At 64.7% G+C, this 18,139-nt stretch carries 14 protein-coding genes; 4 read left to right on the forward strand and 10 right to left on the reverse strand.

Annotation, left to right across the window (positions count from 1 at the left end; all coding sequences use genetic code 11):
• Nucleotides 1-46: 46 nt before the first annotated feature.
• The 3 genes from U1R88_RS24285 to U1R88_RS24295 all read right to left on the reverse strand — a co-directional run bounded on the left by U1R88_RS24285 (nucleotide 47) and on the right by U1R88_RS24295 (nucleotide 4,559).
• The gene (locus tag U1R88_RS24285) at nucleotides 47-1,111 is read right to left on the reverse strand and encodes an ABC transporter ATP-binding protein (RefSeq protein WP_322433569.1); all 1,065 of its coding nucleotides are present in this window, start codon (nucleotides 1,109-1,111) and stop codon (nucleotides 47-49) included.
• The gene (locus tag U1R88_RS24290) at nucleotides 1,108-3,336 is read right to left on the reverse strand and encodes an ABC transporter permease (protein ID WP_322433570.1); all 2,229 of its coding nucleotides are present in this window, start codon (nucleotides 3,334-3,336) and stop codon (nucleotides 1,108-1,110) included. The genes U1R88_RS24285 and U1R88_RS24290 overlap by 4 nt, the downstream gene beginning before the upstream one ends.
• A 203-nt stretch (nucleotides 3,337-3,539) precedes the next feature.
• Nucleotides 3,540-4,559, reverse strand: coding sequence for an ABC transporter substrate-binding protein (locus tag U1R88_RS24295; protein WP_068283135.1), 1,020 nt, complete (start codon nucleotides 4,557-4,559; stop codon nucleotides 3,540-3,542).
• A 202-nt stretch (nucleotides 4,560-4,761) separates the two neighbouring features.
• On the opposite strand from U1R88_RS24295, the gene U1R88_RS24300 reads away from it, so the two are divergent.
• Nucleotides 4,762-5,808 carry a LacI family DNA-binding transcriptional regulator gene (locus tag U1R88_RS24300; protein ID WP_322433571.1) on the forward strand — a complete coding sequence of 349 codons (1,047 nt, stop codon included), beginning with the start codon at nucleotides 4,762-4,764 and terminating at the stop codon, nucleotides 5,806-5,808.
• A gap of 125 nt (nucleotides 5,809-5,933) precedes the next feature.
• Here U1R88_RS24300 and U1R88_RS24305 read toward each other — a convergent pair whose 3' ends face one another.
• The 6 genes from U1R88_RS24305 to U1R88_RS24330 form a co-directional block, all read right to left on the reverse strand.
• Entirely contained in the window at nucleotides 5,934-6,947 is a 1,014-nt protein-coding gene (locus tag U1R88_RS24305; RefSeq protein ID WP_322433572.1) for a CobW family GTP-binding protein, read from the reverse strand.
• The gene (locus tag U1R88_RS24310) at nucleotides 6,944-7,834 is read right to left on the reverse strand and encodes a DMT family transporter (RefSeq protein ID WP_322433573.1); all 891 of its coding nucleotides are present in this window, start codon (nucleotides 7,832-7,834) and stop codon (nucleotides 6,944-6,946) included. The genes U1R88_RS24305 and U1R88_RS24310 overlap by 4 nt, the downstream gene beginning before the upstream one ends.
• Nucleotides 7,835-8,190: 356 nt before the next feature.
• Complete coding sequence (locus U1R88_RS24315) at nucleotides 8,191-9,537, reverse strand: D-alanyl-D-alanine carboxypeptidase family protein (protein ID WP_322433574.1); 1,347 nt, start codon at nucleotides 9,535-9,537, stop codon at nucleotides 8,191-8,193.
• Between the two features lie 228 nt (nucleotides 9,538-9,765).
• Entirely contained in the window at nucleotides 9,766-10,959 is a 1,194-nt protein-coding gene (gene choV, locus U1R88_RS24320) for a choline ABC transporter ATP-binding protein (protein WP_322433575.1), read from the reverse strand.
• On the reverse strand, nucleotides 10,959-11,789 hold the full coding sequence (gene choW, locus U1R88_RS24325; RefSeq protein WP_322433576.1) for a choline ABC transporter permease subunit: 831 nt from the start codon (nucleotides 11,787-11,789) through the stop codon (nucleotides 10,959-10,961). The genes choV and choW overlap by 1 nt, the downstream gene beginning before the upstream one ends.
• Before the next feature lie 324 nt (nucleotides 11,790-12,113).
• Nucleotides 12,114-13,064 (reverse strand): choline ABC transporter substrate-binding protein, encoded by a 951-nt coding sequence (locus tag U1R88_RS24330; RefSeq protein WP_068283176.1) that lies wholly within the window; start codon nucleotides 13,062-13,064, stop codon nucleotides 12,114-12,116.
• Between the two features lie 499 nt (nucleotides 13,065-13,563).
• Between U1R88_RS24330 and U1R88_RS24335 the strand changes: the two genes are divergently transcribed.
• The 3 genes from U1R88_RS24335 (at nucleotide 13,564) to U1R88_RS24345 (ending at nucleotide 15,863) form a co-directional block, all read left to right on the forward strand.
• Nucleotides 13,564-14,346, forward strand: coding sequence for a 3-hydroxybutyrate dehydrogenase (locus tag U1R88_RS24335; RefSeq protein ID WP_068283178.1), 783 nt, complete (start codon nucleotides 13,564-13,566; stop codon nucleotides 14,344-14,346).
• On the forward strand, nucleotides 14,343-15,347 hold the full coding sequence (locus U1R88_RS24340) for a patatin-like phospholipase family protein (protein WP_322433577.1): 1,005 nt from the start codon (nucleotides 14,343-14,345) through the stop codon (nucleotides 15,345-15,347). Before U1R88_RS24335 ends, U1R88_RS24340 begins: the two co-directional genes overlap by 4 nt.
• Nucleotides 15,348-15,542: 195 nt before the next feature.
• The gene (locus U1R88_RS24345; protein ID WP_068283183.1) at nucleotides 15,543-15,863 is read left to right on the forward strand and encodes a DMT family transporter; all 321 of its coding nucleotides are present in this window, start codon (nucleotides 15,543-15,545) and stop codon (nucleotides 15,861-15,863) included.
• Between the two features lie 174 nt (nucleotides 15,864-16,037).
• Here U1R88_RS24345 and U1R88_RS24350 read toward each other — a convergent pair whose 3' ends face one another.
• Nucleotides 16,038-17,954: a potassium transporter Kup gene (locus tag U1R88_RS24350; RefSeq protein ID WP_322433578.1), complete on the reverse strand. Its 1,917-nt coding sequence runs from the start codon at nucleotides 17,952-17,954 to the stop codon at nucleotides 16,038-16,040.
• Nucleotides 17,955-18,139: the final 185 nt, after the last annotated feature.

Below are 18,139 nucleotides of genomic sequence, written 5' to 3' on the forward strand. Positions count from 1 at the left end.
GGATTGCTTCGCTGCGCTCGCAATGACAAGCTTCCACGGACCATCCTCATTCCGGCACCAGGGCAAGGCCCCGGTCGTGCAGGTCGACGCCGATGGCTGTCCCCGGCGCGAGCATGCGGTCGGTGCCCGAGTCCACCAGAAAGATCGGGCCGGCCTTGGTCTCGATCTCATATTCGACATGGTCGCCGAGATAGGCGGCGTGCAGCACCTTGCCGGACAGCATGGCGCCGTTAGCCTCGCGCAGGGTCATGGCATTGGGGCGGATGGCGAGCTTGGCCGGGCCGACGGCCAGGCCACGGGCCGCGAGAGCATGGCCGCCCTCGCCGACCCGGATCTCGGCCCGGCCATCAGCCACGTGCGTCACCTCGCAGGGCACCACATTGGCCTCGCCAATGAAATCGGCGATGAAGGCGGAGGCTGGCGCCTCGTAGAGCTCACGCGGCGTGCCGGCCTGGGCGATCCGGCCCTGATGCATGACGATCACCGTGTCGGAGACGGCAAGAGCCTCTTCCTGGTCATGGGTGACATAGACGGCGGTGAAGCCCAGGCGCTGCTGGAGTTCGCGGATCTCGGTGCGCACCCGCCGGCGCAGCCTGGCATCGAGATTGGAGAGTGGTTCGTCGAGCAGCAGCACCTGCGGCTCGACCACGAGGGCACGCGCCACGGCGACGCGCTGCTGCTGGCCACCCGACAGCTCGCTCGGCAGGCGCTCGCCATAGCCGGCCAGTCCCACCAAAGCGAGGCCGTCGGCCGCCTTCTCACGTGCCTCGGCCTTGCGCAGGCCCGATGATATCAGCCCGTACGCGACATTATCGTTGACGCTCATATGCGGGAACAGCGCATAGGACTGGAACACCATCGACACGTCGCGCTCATTGGCCGGCAGCGCCGTGACGTCCTTGCCACCGATGCTGATGCGGCCAGCACTGGGATGTTCCAGCCCGGCGATCATGCGCAAGGTCGTCGTCTTGCCGCAGCCCGAAGGGCCGAGCAGGGTCACCAACGTGCCTGGTTCGATCGTGAGCGATAGATCGGCGATGGCCGTCACCGCACCGAAGTTCTTGCGCACGTTCTGGAAGGTGACCGAGCCCGGCCTGATATCGATACTCATGCCGCCTTCTCCTGAGGTCTGGTTGCGGATCTGGCCGGCAGGCCGGCGACGCGGTCCTCGCGGCGCAGCCGGCGTTCGCCGACCAGGGCCTGGAAGCCGCCGATCACGGCGATCATCACCACGATCAGCACGCTGGAATAGGCGATCGCCACGCCATAGCTGCCGTTCTCGACCAGGCCGACGATATAGGCGGTCGCCATGTTGTACTGGGCGCTCACCAGGAAGATCACGGCGCTGATCGAGGTGATCGAGCGCACGAAGCTGTAGACCAGGGCGGCGACGATGGCCGGGCGGAGCAGCGGCAGGATCACCCGCCGCGCCGTGGTGAAGGAGTTGGCGCCCAGCGTCAGCGAGGCCTCATCGAGGCTGCGGTCGATCTGGCTCATCGCCGCCACGCCGCCGCGCACGCCGACCGGCATGTTGCGGAAGACGAAGCAGACGATCAGGATCAGCGCCGTGCCCGTCATCTCCACCGGCGGCAGATTGAAGGCGAAGACGTAGGAGACGCCGATGATGGTGCCGGGAATGGCGAAGCTCATCATCAGCGCGAATTCGAACACCGAGCGCCCGGCGAAATTCTGCCGCACGATGAGATAGGCGGTGATGAGGCCGACCACCGCCGTCAGCGGTGCCGAGATCAGGGCGATTTCCATGGTCGTCCAGAACGAGCCCCAGGCGACGCCGCTCCACAGGATCGCGCCCTGGTCGAAGGTCACCGCAAAGGCGCGGGTGTAGTGCTCGAGCGTGAGGCTGTGATCGAGCCCCCAGGTCTTCACGAAGCCGCCGAACAGGATCATGGCATAGACCACCAGTGTGAAGGCCGACCACAGAGAGACCACGCCGATGGAAAGCGTGGCGACGCCGCGGCTGAGCCCGGCATGCTGGCCGGAATCGCCCTTGCCGGTGACGGTGGTGAAATTCCTACCGCCGAGCCAGAGGCGCTGGGCGACGAAGGCGGTCAGGGTGAAGGAGAGCAGGATCAAAGCGAGTACCGCCGCCCGCGCCGGATCGGTCTGCGCGCCCACCACGGCGAAGAAGATCTCGGTGGAGAGCACACCATGGCTGCCACCCAGCACCATGGGGTTGCCGAAATCGGCCAGGCTCTCGATGAAACCGACCAGGAAGGCATTGGCGAGGCCCGGCCGCATTAGCGGCAGCGACACCGTGACGAAGGTGCGCCAGCGATCGGCCCTCAGCGTCTGGGCCGCTTCTTCCATGGCGGGGCTGACGCCCTGCACCACGCCGATCAGCACCAGGAAGGCTATCGGAGTGAAAGAGAGCACCTGCGCAATCCAGATACCGGTGAGACCGTAGAGCCAGCGGCCGGGTGGAATGTCGAACAGGTAGGCAAGGCCCTGGGTGACTACGCCGGAACGCCCGAACAGCAGGATCAGGGCCAGGCCCACCACGAAGGGCGGCGTGATGATCGGCAGGATGGTGAGCAGCCGCAGCGCCCGCTTGAAGGGAAAGCGGGTGCGCGTCGCCACCAGGGCAAAGGCGAGGCCGAGCAGGGTCGAGCCGACGCCGGTGGCGATCGCCAGCGTCAGGGTGGACCAGGCGACGCCACAGCGCCCGCTGCCGGTGAGGCAGCGCAGGGTCCAGATCGACGGGTCGGTCAGGGTGTTGAGGAAGCCGGCGGGATCGAAGCTGCCATCGATGCCCTGGAAGGCACCGACCAGCACGGTACCGACCGGATAGAACACGAAGGTGGCGACCAGGGCGATCAGGATGGTGATCGCCGACACCACGAAGGCATCGCCCCTGAGAACGCCGCGCTCGGCGAGGCCGAAACTGAACAGCAGCAGGAAGGCCGTCAGCAGCGCGGCGGCACCGGCGCCGAAAGCCTCCTGCCCGGTCCCGAGCGTACCGAACCAGGCCTCGAACACCGGCCAGCGCCAGCCCGAATAGGCGATGGCGAAACCCTGCAGGACCATGATGGCCGCGCCGGCGAGGCCCGAGGCGACGAGCAGCCGGGCGCGCAAAGCCGGCTGGGCCGTGAAACGGGCCAGCACGGCCGGCACCAGCGCCAGCACAGGCAGAACCAGCCACCAGCGCCCGTGCAAGACGAGCTGAGCCAATCCCGGCCCCGCCTTCGCGCCGGCCGGATAGTCCGTCAGCCATCCGGTCGAGAAGAGTCCGGCCTCAAGTCTGTACCAGGGCAGGATCGCCAGGCCGAGAACGGCCAGGGCGAGCACCCAGTCGAGGCGGCGGTTGCGCCTGTTCATGGCTGGCCTTTCGGAAGTCGTAGTTCCACGGCGGTGGGTCGATCTTCAGATCGACCATCTTGGAAACGCCGCGCTTGCCGGCAGGAAGATGCCGATCCCGCTCCATCATTTGATGGAGCTGAGAAGATCGGCACACCGTTTCGCGCGCCTTGCCTTGCTAAGCTAACATCCATGGGCGAGACGCCTGCGGTCCCAGGAAAACCTCAGTTGGCGTTGGCGCCGATCTCGTGGTCCCAGCGCTCCAGCAGGGCCTTGCGGGTCGCGGGTTCGCCGAATTTCTTGAAATCGTAGTCGATCAGCTTGATGTCCTCGAAGCGCGGGGCCTGGGGCGGCAGCTCGGCGTTCTTGTTGGAAGGAATCTGGAAGGACTTGGCATCCTTCATCAGCGACTGGATCTCCGGCTTGAGGGCCCAGTCGTAGAATTTCTTGGCATTGTCGAGGTTGCGCGCGCCCTTGATGATGCTCATCGAGCCGATCTCGTAGCCGGTGCCTTCGCAGGGCGCCACGGTCTTCACCGGGAAGCCCTCGGCTGTCATCGTCACCGCGTCATGCATGAAGACGATGCCGACGGTGGTCTCCCCGCGCGCCGCCGCCTTCACCGGGGCCGAGCCCGACTTGGTGTATTGCGAGACATTGGCATTGAGCTTGGTCAGGTACTCGAAGGCCTTGTCTTCGCCCATGATCTGCACCAGCGAGGCGAGCGCGGTATAGGCCGTGCCCGAGGAGTTGGGGTTGGCCATCTGGATTTCGCCCTTGAAGGAGGGATCGGCGAGATCGGCCCAGCAACCCGGCGCCTTCAGCTTCTTCTGGGCGAGGAGGTCGGCATTGTAGCCCCAGCCGAGCGCGCCGGCATAGACGCCCACGGTGCGATAGCCCGATTGCTCGGCCTGGCGCTTGGCCCAATCCTGGAGTTGATCGAGCAGTGGGGACTTGTATTCGAGGGTGAGCCCTTCCTGGGCAGCCTGCAGATGCGGGTCGCCGGTGCCGGCCCACCAGATGTCGGTCTTGGGATTGGCAGCCTCGGCCCGGATCTTGGCATAGGTTTCGCCGGAGGACAGGCGGACCATGTTGACGCCGATGCCGCTGTCCTTCTCGAACCTGTTCTTCAGCAACTCGCAGACGGCGACATCCGCCGCGCAGATCAGGTTGAGCGAGCCCTCCGCCTGGGCGGCGGCCGGAAGCATGGCGGCGATGACCGCGGCGGCAGCGAGTATCTTCTTCATGGGTTTCCTCCAGGCGGCATGCTGTTCTGCTTCTATTGCACACGCGTGCAAAGGCTGCATCAGCACGATCGCCCTGTCAATCCTGAATTCCGTGCCGAAATTTATCGCGGGACGCATCCGAACTGGGAAAAGCTGCCAGCGGCGCTTGCACATGACTGCAAGGGCGTGCAACCTCCTTGCCCATGTTCGACCGGCTCTTGTCATGAAACCAGCCCGCTCCTTCGTCAGCGCCGAGGAAGTCGCCAGACTGGCCGGCGTTTCCCGTTCCGCCGTGTCCCGCGCTTTCACGCCGGGAGCCAGCGTTTCCGAGGAGACGCGCAAGCGCGTGATGGAGGCGGCCCAGAACCTGGGCTACCACGTCAACCATCTCGCCCGCGGGCTGATGCGCCAGCAAAGCGGCATCGTCTGCCTGATCGTCTCCGACGTCGACACGCCCTTCCAGTCACGCCTGGCCCGGAACCTGATCGGCCGGCTGCAGCAGGCGGGCAAGGTCGCCATGGTGATCAATTCCTCCGGCTCGCCCGAAGCCGTGGCCGGCGCGGTGCGCCAGACCCTGAACTACCGGGCCGACGCCACGGTGGTGCTTTCCGGCACGCCCGACCGGGCCATCGCCCGCACCTGCCTCGACCATGGCCAGGAGCTGATCCTGATCAACCGCGACCAGGATTTCGACGAGGCACATACCATCACGGTCGGCAACAAGGACGCCGCCCGGCAGGCCGTGCTCGCCTTCCAGCGCGCCGGCTGTCGGCGCCTGGCCTGCATCACCTCGCAGGCCGGCACGCCCAGCCTCACCGAACGCGAGCAGGCCTTCCTCGACGCCGCCCGCCAGGCCGGCTTCGAACCGATCCATTGGCGCCAGGGCCGTACCAGCTACGAGACCGGCGCCGAGGCGGCCCGCGCCCTGTTCACCCGGCAGGTCACGCCTGACGCCGCCTTCTGCATCAACGACCTGATGGCTTGCGGCTTCGTCGACGCCGCCCGCAAGGAGTTCGGCCTGCGCGTGCCCGAGGATCTGTGCGTCATCGGCTTCGACGATATCGAGCAGGCCGGCTGGCGCGCCTATGATCTCACCACCTTCGCCCAGCCCATCGACCGCATCGCCGACAAGGTCGCCGAACTGGTGCGCGGCGACACTGCCGGCCGCTCCGGCGGCACGGTCGGCCAGGGTACGCGGACCTGCCTCGACGTGCCCCTGATCTGGCGCGGCACCGTGCGCGCGCCCGATCTGTCGCAACAGGACGGCTAAAGCGTTTTGCGGTTTGGCGGAATCGCCCAGAATCGCAAAGACGCGTCGAAGCAAAGCGTCAGAGCAAACCAGCGCTTATGCCTGAACGCGTTTGGCTCCAGGGCACCTGGCCTGTCCTCCGGCGTTCAGAACGCCAGGGGATTGTTGGTCAGGGCCGCGCGATCGGGAGCATCCAGGCGCGGCTCGTCGCAGAAGGCCGCGAACAGATCCTCGATACTCCGCCGGTCGAGGTCGCGGCCGATCACCACGATGCGGGTGCGCCGGTCGGGGCTCGGCCAGGCGTCGAGACGTTCCGGCGGCGCGAACCAATGCTGGACCCCGTGCAGGACCACAGGGCGCCCGGGCTCGTCGGCGAGCTTCACCAGCGCCTTGAAGCGGAGCAGGCCTTCGCCAAAACGTTCGCGCAACTCGTCGATGAAGGCGATGAAACGCCCCGGCGCCAGGACCTTGTCCGTCTCCAGCGTGAAGGAAGCGATCGAGGCATCATGGGCCGAAAAGAAGGGGCGCGTACCGACGGCAGCCCCCGCGCTCGGAAATTCGGGCTCCTCGAGCAGTTCCGCAGCACCGGCATCCGGCATGAGGCTGATGGCGGCACGCGGGTTGAGCGCCTGCAGCCTTGCCATGAAAGCCGTGGTGTCGCCGGCGAGATCGGTCTTGCTGACCAGGATCTGGTCCGCCACCGCAAGCTGGGCGACGGCCTCGGCATGCTGGTCGAGCAACGCCTCCCCTCTCACGGCATCGGCGACCGCGATGACGCCGGCGAGGACATAGCCCGCCGCCGCTAGTTGCGGCGCCATCAGGGTCTGCAGCACCGGTGTGGGATGGGCAAGCCCCGTCGTCTCGATCACCACACGGGCAAAAGGCGGCAACTCGCCCGATGCCCGCCGCGCCGCGAGATCGGCCAGCGTATCGAGGAGATCACCGCGCAGACTGCAGCACAGGCAGCCCGAGGACAGCAGCACGACGCCATCACCCGATTTTTCAACCAGCAAGTGGTCGAGCCCGGCCTCGCCATATTCGTTGATCACCACGGCCGTGTCGGCCAAGGCGGGATCCTTCAGGAGGCGATTGAGCAGCGTCGTCTTGCCGGCACCGAGAAAGCCCGTGAGCACGAAGGCGGGAATACGAGTCGACGTCATGCCGATACGACCTTTCTGCGACTTTCCATCAGCACCGACGCCACCACGGCGATGAGCACCAGCGTACCGCCGCTGACCTGCTCGGGCGTTAGATGCTCGTCGAGCACCTGTGTCGCCAGCAGGATCGAGGCGACGGGCTCGGCGCAGAACACCAAGCCCAGCGCTGCCGGCGGCGTCAACCGGGCTGCCGTCAAATGCACCGCAAAGGCCAGGACGAACAGGCCGATATGCAGGCCGACCGGCACGGCCGCCGCGAACAGCACGGCCGGCGAGGCGAGCCTGCCGCTGGCGAGGCAGGCGGCGAGCGCGATCGGAATCAGGATCAGCTGCGTCCAGAACCCGGCAACCGCCGGATTGACGCCACGCGTCGCCCGCGCGGCACAGAAGAACTGCAAGGCGGCGGCCGCCGCCCCCATCAGGGCCAGCACCAGGCCCCGCCAGTCCAGCGCGCCGAAATCGGCGCCGAGCGCGATGACGAGGCCGACGAAAGCGAGAGCGAAGATGGCGAGCCGCGTCAGCGTCAGCCTTTCGCCGTCCACCAGCGGGCTGGCGACCAGGATGAGCAGCGGGTAGGTATAATAGAGGATGGTGGCGATCCCCACCGGGATGAAGGCGACCGAGGAAATATAGCACAGGCCGACGAAGCTGGTGGCGATGCCCAGGCCAAAGACCGGCAGGCGCCAGGGCCGGGCGACGGCCAGCGTGCCGCCCCGGGCGAGGCCCAGGCCGCCAAGCAGCGCCACCAGCAGAAAAGCCCGGTAGAACACCACCGTCGGTCCATTTGCCCCGGCCTCGGCGGCGAGCTTGGCGTAGGGCACATTGGCACCGTAGCAAAGCGCCGCGAGCAGCCCGAGGCCCAATCCGGTGAGGATGGTGTTGTTCGACATTGCGAGGCGGTCCGGCACGTACCCGCCAGTGCGGGCTTTCGGTCAAGCTCTGGGCAAGAGCGTTGTCGTCCCGACTCGGTTTATCCAGGTGAGAAACGCTCCAGTTCGTCATAGCCGGGCTCGATCCAGCTATCCAGAGGCCGCAACCGGGCTAAAGCGTTTTGTCGTTTGAATGAGTGATTTCAAATCGCAAAGACGCGTCGAAACAAAGAGCTGGAGCAAATGAGCGTTCACACTGGAACGCGTCTTGCTCCAGGGCTGGATTGCCGGGTCAAGCCCGACAATGACAAAGGCCGTGTGAACTCGACGAAGCCGCATTGAGCTGCGCCAGATTGAGCTGTACCGGGCCTCCGGCCCTACCCCTCGGGATGCGCCTTACGCTTGGGCGGCTTGGCCGGTGTCTTAGCAGAGGCCTTCGGCTTGCTGTCGGCGGCCTTCTTCAGGTTCTTGCGCCCCTTGTTGAGCTTGGGGTCGGTGAGCTGATCGGGCACCGCCAGGGACTTGCCCGGATCGGCATAGCCCGCGGCCGTCACGCCCTTCTTGCCGGCGAGCTTGCTGGCCGGCAGTTCCTTCGCAGGCAGTCCTTTCGCAGGTTTGGGCGGCAGATCGGCGAGAATGGGCGTATTGGGCAGGCTGTAGATCGGGCGCCGGGGGCCGAGATAGGGGCCGACCGCAATCGGCGGTGCCGTCACCCAGCTCGCCAGCAGCGGGCTGGCCTCCGGTACGGGCGCTGCCGGGCTGCCGGGCAGTACCTCGGCGGTGTCGGCACTCTCCGCCGCACCCGACCCGCCCTTCTTGCGCGAGCAGGCGATGTCGCGGATGTCGGTCGGGCCGGGATAGGCCGAGGCCGGCAGCTGGGTGGCGAGCGGCGCCTTGGTGAAGAAGCCGCCACCCGAATTGGTGTAGTTGGCTTCGAACAGCGCCACCGCCTGGTTGGTGCGTACCTTGGGCGTCGGCGCGCCCATGATCACCGTGATCAGCTTGCGGCCATTGCGGGTGGCTGTCGCCACCACGTTGAAGCCGGCGGCGCAAATGAAGCCCGTCTTCATGCCGTCGGTGCCGGGATAGCGATAGACCAGGGCATTGTGGGTGCGCATGACCCGGCTGCCGGACTGGATGGTCTGGATCTGGAACAGCGAGGCATATTGCGGGAATTGCGTGATGATGGCATCGGCCATCACCGCCATGTCGCGCGCCGAGGTGATCTGCCGCGGATCGGGCAGGCCGTTGGGATTGACCCACTGGCTCTGGGCCATGCCCAGAGCCCGCGAATTGGCGTTCATCTCGGCAGCGAAGGCATCCACCGAACCAGACACGCCTTCGGCCAGGGCTACGGCGATGTCATTGGCCGAATGCACCACCAGCATCTTGAGAGCGTCGTCGATGGTGACCATCGTGCCGACCGGATAGCCCATCTTGGAGGGCGCCTGCCTAGCGGCGAGCGGCGAAATCGCGATCGGCGTGCCCAGATCGACGCGTCCGGCCTTAATCGCCTTGAACACCGTGTAGGCCGTCATCAGCTTGGTGAGCGAGGCCGGATACCAGGGCCTGGTCGCATCCTGCTGCTGCAGCACCCTGCCGCTGGCCGCATCGACGACGATGGTGGGGTTCGCCATGGGATTGGAACGCGCAACGCTTGCGGCGAGTCCGAGGGCCAAACCGGCCACGAGCGTGGTTGTGATTGCGCGATTCGTAATACCCATCCGTTCCTCTTTCGGCTTCAGCGGCGGCCACACATCCTCCGCAAGGGGGGCATTTTGATGACCACCCCGGTGAATTGGCGCACATGCATGGGCAGAGGGGGCAGTATCGCGGCAAAGCCTCGGCGGATCAACCGGGCATCCACAGCCGATCGCCGCGCCGGCAGCGTATGGTTACCGGCGCGCTGGAAAGGGCCTGGAACAGGCCGGCCGACCTCGAAGCGACTTGCTCTAGGCGTCCTGCTGCCGGAGTACGGCCTGCAGCACATCCTTGACGCCGATGGCGCCGACAAAACGGTTCTCGCCATCGAACAGGGCGACGGGCGCCGTATTGGCCTTGTGCATGGCCAGCATCACCGTCTTGAGCGAGGTGCCGGGGCTGGCCCAATAGCAAGGATGTTCCCCGTCAGCGACCGGCTTTTCGCATTCAGAGCAATGCACCCAGGCGCCATGCACGCCATCGCGCTCGGCTTCGATGACATGGCCGCCGTCATCGAGCCGGAACCGGGTGGTCTGGCGGGTGTCGAGCCAGATCCAGCCGTCCTCGCCGCGATGGAGATCGCGGGCGTCCTGCATGACGTGCCAGGCCGTGAGCACGCTGAGCGGGTTCACATTGGCAATGAATTCCTGGACATAGTCGTTGGCCGGACGCAGCACGATATCCTCGGGCCGGCCCGACTGCACGATGCGACCGCTCTCTAGGATGGTGATGGTGTTGCCGATCTTGAGGGCCTCCTCCAGATCGTGGCTGACGAAGATGATGGTCTTCTTCAGTTCCTTCTGCAATTGCAGCAGCTCGTCCTGGAGCTTGGTGCGGATCAGCGGATCGAGCGCCGAGAAAGGTTCGTCCATCAACAGGATCGGCGCATCGGTGGCAAAGGCGCGGGCAAGGCCAACGCGCTGCTGCATGCCGCCCGACAGCTCATGGGCGAATTTCTTCTCCCACTGCTTGAGGTTGACCAGTTCCAGCTGCTTGTCGACCTTGGCCTTGCGCTCGGCTTCGGGCACGCCGGCGAGTTCCAGGCCGAAGCCGACATTCTCCGCCACGGTGCGCCAGGGCAGGAGCCCGAATTGCTGGAACACCATGGCGACGGCGTGCTGGCGTACGTCGCGCAGGGTCTGCTCGTTGCAGCTGACCACGTCGACCATCTTGTCCCTGGACTTCACCAGGACCTGACCGCGCGTCACCTTGTTGAGACCGTTGACGGCGCGCATCAGGGTTGACTTGCCGGAACCCGACAAGCCCATCAAAACGCTGATCTCGCCTTCCTGCACGGTGAGATTGCCGTTGGCGCAGCCGAGCACCGAACCGGTCTTCTCCAGGATCTCGGCGCGTGTCGACCCGGCGTCGAGCAACTTGATGGCCTCGGCCTGGCGCGAACCGAAGATGATATCGACATTCTTGAAATCGACGGCAATGCTCATCAGTGTGCTCCCTTCGTACGGCACAGACGATCGAGCACGATCGCCAGAATCACGATGCAGGCGCCCGCTTCGAAGCCGCGCGGAATGTTGAACTGCCCCATGGCGCGCACGACGTCGACGCCAAGGCCTTCAGCACCGACCAGGCCGGCAATGACGACCATCGACAGGCTGAGCATGATGCATTGGGTGACGCCGGCCATGATGGTGGGCATGGCGTGCGGCAGTTCAACCTTCCACAACAGCTGGCGCTTGGTGGAACCGAAGGCTTCGCCGGCCTCCTTGAGCGCGACCGGCGTGGAAGTGATGCCGAGATAGGTCAGGCGCACCGGCGCCGGCAGGGCGAAGATCAGCGTGGCGATCAGGCCCGGGGCAAAGCCGAGACGGAACAGGGCAACCATCGGGATGAGGTAAACCAGGGTCGGCAAGGTCTGCATCATGTCGAGGATAGGATGCAGCACGGCGTACAGCTTGGGTCGATGAGCCGCCATCACACCGAGAGGAATGCCGATCGCCATGGCAATGGCCGCCGACCACAGCACGAGCGAAACTGTCTTCATCGTGTTGGACCAATAGCCCTGGTTCCAGATGAACAGGCAACCCAGGAAGACGAACAGGCACAGGCCCCAGGAACGGTGGCGCCACCACGCGAAGGCGAGGACGAGTATGATGATGACGATGGGTGGCGGATATGTCAGGAGCAGGGACGTCCCGCTGACCGTCTTCTCAATCCCGACACGAAGCGGATCGAACAGCCAGGTCGTGCAGTATTTCTGTAGAAACTCGATGACGAGCTGCATGAACTTGCCGAATGGCAGCTTCGTATCAGTCACCCAATCGAACATTATTTCCCCCGCGCTATGCCGTGGGACATCGGCCCCTGCAGTGGCCAGGCCACGACAGGTTCCAGCCGCCCCCCTGCGTCATGATTGCTAGGGCAAAGCGAGTCCAAACAGAACCACACTTTTGCTCCAACTCCGTGTTCGAACGCGTCTGTGCGATTCCCGGCGAGGCCGCCAGATCACAAAGCGCAATAGCCCCAACGAAAGCATGGTTTTGTCGAAGACCGATCTTGCGTCGGCCTGGCTGGGCGATCCGGCGGGGCATTTCCCCGCCGGGCTTGCTGGTTGGATTTCAATCGGAAGGGAAGGTCTGCCTCAGAGACCAAGGCTCTTCTTCACGGCATCGACGCCGGGTTGACCATCGAAGGTGGTCACGCCGGCAAGCCAGGCATCGAGTACGCCCGGATTGGCCTTGAGGTACTTCTCGGCGGCAGCCTTACCTTCCATGCCGTCGCCGGTGATCATCTGCATCACCTGGTTCTCGAGGTCGACGTTGAATTTAAGGTTGGAGACGAACTTGCCAGCGTTGGGGCATTCCCCGCTCCAGCCGGCGCGCTCGTTGGTATAGACCTTTGCGGCACCGAAATTCGGGCCGAACGTATCGTCGCCCCCCGTCAGATACTGGATCTTGAAGTTGACGTTCATCGGATGCGGAGCCCAGCCGAGGAAGACGATGTCCTCGCCGCGCGCAATGGCGCCCTGGACCTGGGCGAGCATGCCCTGCTCGGAGGATTCGACGAGCTGGAATTCCTTCAGGCCGTTCTTGTTGCCATCGATCAGGCTCTGCACCAGGCGGTTGCCGTCATTGCCCGGCTCGATGCCGTAGATCTTGCCCTGGAGCGAATCCTTGAACTTAGCGATGTCCCCGAAATCCTTCAGGCCCTTGTCATAGGTCGCCTGCGGCACGGCCAGCGTGTATTTCGCACCTTCAGGGAGATTGGCAGCCACTTCGACCACCGATTTGTCGGCGATATAGGCCTTGCGATCATTCTCCATGCTCGGCTGCCAATTGCCGAGGAAAACGTCGATATCCTTGCTCTTCATCGAAGCATAGGTGACGGGGACGCTGAGAACCGTGGTCGTTGGGGTATATCCGAGGCCTTCGAGGATACGAGAGGCGATAGCCGTCGTTGAGGTGATATCGGTCCAGCCCACATCCGCGAACTTCACCGTCTTGCAAGCCTCTGCATCGCCTGCCAGGGCAGCGCCGGTGCTCAGGCCGATGGCCAGCGCGGCACCCGCGATCATTCTACCAAGTCCCGTCATTTCATTTCTCCCGGAAAACACCGAAGGCCGAATCTGGGATAGACCCAGTCCGTCTTGTCTTTGTTAACCCCTCTCGACCCCAGACGGGATCGAACTCTTGCCACGGAGCCCTTTCCCCTATGGCAATTCAGCACGAAAGACAGTGCTTGTCCCGCGATTTTCAGGCGCTGGATGACGCCAACGGCACAAAGCCGCCCATCCGCGCCAGAACCGGTTTGCATCGATTTCTTGGCGTTGTCGTATGGGCATTCTATTGATTGAACATATAATCAATTAAACCTGGAACCGGTCGATCTTGGATGCGTCCAGGCGACACTCTGTGTCATAGTCGCGCCACTTTCCCAATCCGGGATGCGACGAGAATTCGAGTGATTTACCCCGCGCGGAATTTCCGGATGTTGCCAAGGATCGGCAGGATCCGGAAATTCTGCAGGCATTCGAGATCCTGCAGCAACCGAGGCGGCCCACAACAGCCTCCAACTCTTCCAAAGGACCCAACATGCTCAAGACCAAGGCAGCCGTCGTCACCGGTTCGACATCGGGCATCGGCCTCGGCATCGCGCGCGCCCTGGCCCGCGAAGGCGCCAATGTCATGCTGAACGGACTGGGCGATGCCGCCGAGATCGAGAAGACCCGGGCCGGGATCGAGGCCGAGTTCGGCGTCAAGGCCCTGTTCTCGCCGGCCAATTTAATGGAGCCGGCCGCGGTCAAGGGGCTGATCGGCGAGGCCGAGGCCGCCTTCGGCGCGGTCGACATCCTGGTCAACAATGCCGGCATCCAGTTCGTCTCGCCGATCGACGAATTCCCCGACGACAAGTGGGAAGCGATCATCAGGCTCAACCTGCTCGCTTCCTTCTATGCCATCAAGGCGGCCCTGCCCGGCATGAAGAGGAAGGGCTGGGGACGGATCATCAACACCGCCTCGGCCCATTCCCTGGTCGCCTCGCCCTTCAAGTCCGCCTATGTCGCCGCCAAGCACGGCATTGCCGGCCTGACCAAGACGGTGGCGCTGGAAGTGGCGCAGCAGAAGATCACCTGCAACGCCATTTCCCCCGGCTATGTCTGGACACCGCTGGTCGAGGCCCAGATCCCCGACACCATGAAGGCGCGCAACATGACGGCGGAGCAGGTCAAGAATGACGTGATGCTGGGAGGTCAGCCGACCAAGGAGTTCGTCACCATCGACCAGGTCGCCTCGCTCGCGGTGTATCTGTGCTCGGATGCAGCGGCGAGCATCACCGGCGCCAATCTGTCGATGGATGGCGGCTGGACCGCCGCATGAGCACCGCGTCCAAGCCCGTAAATCTGGCGTTGCAGGGTGGCGGCGCCCATGGCGCCTTCACCTGGGGCGTGCTCGACGGCCTGCTGGAGGATGGCCGCCTCGACGTCAAGGCGATCACCGGCACCAGCGCCGGGGCCATGAATGCCGTGGTCTTCGCCGAAGGCTATCTCGAAGGCGGGGCGCCAGGCGCCCGCCGGCAGCTCGAGACCTTCTGGCGCGAGATCAGCCGCAAGGGCCGGCTGTCGCCGCTGCGCCGCCCTGTGCTGGAACGCTTCATGGCCGGCTGGTCGCTGGAAGATTCGCCCGGCATGGCCCTGTTCGAGAATTGGAGCCGGCTGTTCAGCCCCTACGATAGCAATCCGCTCAATCTCAACCCGCTGCGCGATTTCATCGCCGAGTTGATCAGCTTCGACAAGCTCAAGGCGAGCGATGCGATCAGGCTGTTCGTCTCCGCCACCAATGTGCGCAGCGGCCATATCCGCATCTTCGAGAATGCCGAGCTGAGCGCCGATGTGGTGATGGCTTCGGCCTGCCTGCCGCAGATCTTCCAGGCCGTCGAGATCGGCGGGCAGGCCTATTGGGACGGCGGCTATCTCGGCAACCCGGCCCTGTTTCCGCTGCTCGACGACCGCACGCCCGATGACACCATCCTGGTGCAGATCAACCCGGTGCTGGTGCGGGAGGTGCCGCAGACGGCCGGCGGCATTGCCAACCGCCTCAACGAGATTACCTTCAACGCCTCCCTCCTCGGCGAATTGCGCGCCCTCGCCATGATGCAGCGCCGCGCCCGGGGCACCGACCGTTTCGGCGACATCCGCCTGCATCGCATCGCGCTGGGCCAGAAGGACGGGCTGGACGCCACCTCCAAGCTCAACACCGAATGGGATTTCCTCACCTTCCTGCGCGACCAGGGCCGCCGGGCGGCGAAGACCTTCCTCGCCCGGCATTTCGACGCGATCGGCAGGACGGCAACGCTCGACATCGAAGCCATGCTGGGGTGAGCCGGATCGATTGATCGCCGCAGCGCCTGCCGGGGGCACAGCCCTGACATGTCCGCCAGCCCCTTGATTTCGGGGAGCAGTCCGGCACAATGCCGCCCGTTTGCAGGCACCGCCCTGCGGACGAGGAGGCCACGCCCTCCCCCATGATGGGTTTGATGTCCGGGACGGCCCGGGCCCTTTTTAGAGGAGGGCCTGATGGCCTGGGTCTATCTTGTTATCGCCGGCATCTTCGAGGTGGTGTGGGCCTTCTACATGAAACAGTCGGAAGGCTTTTCGAAGCTGGTGCCGACCATCGTCACCTTCGTCACCATGGCCATCAGCTTCGGCCTGCTCTCGATCTCGATGCGCAGCCTGCCGCTGGGCACCGCCTATACGATCTGGACCGGCATCGGCGCGGTGGGCGCCTTCATCGTCGGCGTGCTGGTGCTTGGAGAACAGGCCAACGCCATGCGCATCATCGCCGCCGCCCTGATCCTCACCGGCCTCACCATGATGAAGCTGTCGACGCCAGCCTGAGGATCAATCCTGGGATCGCAGGCATCCCCGCCTGCTCTTCCTCGTCTGCAAGCGCAGCGCTTCCAAGAGCGTTTTGTGATTTCTCGGAATCACCGAGAATTGCAAAGGCGCATCGAAACAAAAATTAGGGCAAAGCGCGTTCACGTGTGAACGTGCTTTGCTCCAGGAAAAACCTCAGATCAGGACCTGCGTGCCGATCTCCACCACCCGGTTTGAGGGGATGGAGAAATAGTCGCTGGCATCGTCGGCATTGCGGGCCAGGATCATGTAGAGCCGGCGCTGCCAGCGCCACATCAAGGGCTGCGCCCCGCCGCGCAGATGGCGGCGCGACAGGAAGAAGGAGGTGTCCATGATGTCAAAGGACCAGCCGGCCCTGCGGCTGAGCGCCAGCGCCTTCGGCACGTTCGGGCTTTCCATATAGCCGAACTGCACCCGCATCTTGGTAAAGGAGGCCGAGACCTCTTCGAGCGCGATGCGCCCGCCGCCCGGCACGATCGGATCGTCCGTGGTCTCGATGGTCAGGATCGCCACCTTCTCATGCAGCGCCTTGTAGTGCTTGAGGCTGTGCAGCAGCGCGGTGGGCGTGTAGTCGGGATCGCTGGTCAGGAAGATCGCCGTACCCGGCACGCGGGCGACCGAGCCCTTCTCCAGGCTCTTGACGATGGTCATCAACGGCACCTCGGTGCGCCGCGTCTTCTCCAGCACCAGCCGCGTGCCACGCCGCCAGGTGATCATCAGGATCATCAGGGCCGCCGCGATCATCAGCGGCACCCAGCCACCGTCATGCACCTTGAGCAGGTTGGCCGAGAGGAAGACGAGATCGATCAGCAGGAACGGCACGATGATCAGTGCCGCCGTCAGCACCGACCAGCGCCAGACCTTCCAGATCACCAGGAAGGCCATCATCGCCGTCACCACCATGGTCGTCGTCACGGCGATGCCATAGGCCGAGGCAAGCCGCGAGGAGCTCTCGAAGGCCAGCACCAGGATCAGCACGCCCACCAGCAGGATGCCGTTGACCTGGGCGATATAGATCTGCCCCGACTGATGCTCGGAGGTATGCGCCACCTTCATGCGCGGCAGGAGGCCGAGCTGGATGGCCTGCCGCGTCAAGGAATAGGCGCCGGTGATCACCGCCTGGCTGGCGATGATGGTGGCGACCGTCGCCAACACCACCATGGGCACCAGGAAGAGCGGGTTCTGAGGCACCAGCATGTAGAAAGGGTTGTCGAGGATTTCGGGTGCCGGATTGTTCAGCACCAGCGCGCCCTGGCCGAGATAGTTCAGCGCCAGCGAGGGCAGCACCAGCGTCATCCAGGCCATCTGGATCGGCTTGCGGCCGAAATGGCCGAGGTCGGCATAGAGCGCCTCGGCGCCGGTGACCGCCAGGAATACCGCACCCAGCGCCACGAAGCCGATATGGCCATGGCTGAGCATGAACTCGACCGCGTGCCAGGGATTGAAGGCCGCGAGCACCACCGGCGCATCCTTGATGTGCCATAGGCCCGCCAGGCCCATCACCACGAACCACAGCGCCATGACCGGCCCGAAGAAAGCACCGACCCGGGCCGTTCCGTGGCTCTGGACCGCGAACAGCGCCACGATGATCGCAACGGTGATCGGCACCACAAAGGGATCGAAGGCCGGCGTCACCAGCTTCATGCCTTCCACCGCCGAGAGCACCGACACGGCGGGCGTGATGATGGCGTCGCCATAGAACATGGCGGCCCCGATGGTGCCGAGCAGCAGGAGCACGGTGCCCGAGCGCCCGAGCGCCCGCTGGGCCAGAGCCATCAAGGTAAGGGTACCGCCCTCACCCTTGTTGTCGGCCCGCAGCAGCAGCAGCACATATTTGAGCGTGACGATGATGATGAGCGCCCACAGGATCAGCGAGATCACGCCGAGCACCGCTTCCTGGCTCATCAGCCTGCCACCCTCGGTCGCCGCATGCAGCGCCTCGCGGAAGGCGTAGAGCGGGCTGGTGCCGATATCGCCATAGACGACGCCGATGGAGCCAAGCGTCAGTGCCCAGAAGCCACCGCCATGGCCGCTGGTTTCCTCGCCGCTGTCGGCGGTGTGCGTAAGCCCCATACGGGCCTCCGTTGAATGATGTCGGAGTTGGGCGCGGTGGCGATCAAGAGCGCGGATGCCCTCGTCACGCAAGCTCATCTTCCATTTGTGCAGCGCAGCAAACGCGCTCTCTTACACTTTTCCGACTTTGTGGAATAGGGGCCCTGCGGCGGCGCATGGCTGATCTGCCTTCCGCTTCAGGCAAG

The organism is Labrys sedimenti (genome assembly GCF_034424805.1).
In the GTDB taxonomy this organism is placed as follows: Bacteria; Pseudomonadota; Alphaproteobacteria; order Rhizobiales; family Labraceae; genus Labrys; species Labrys sedimenti.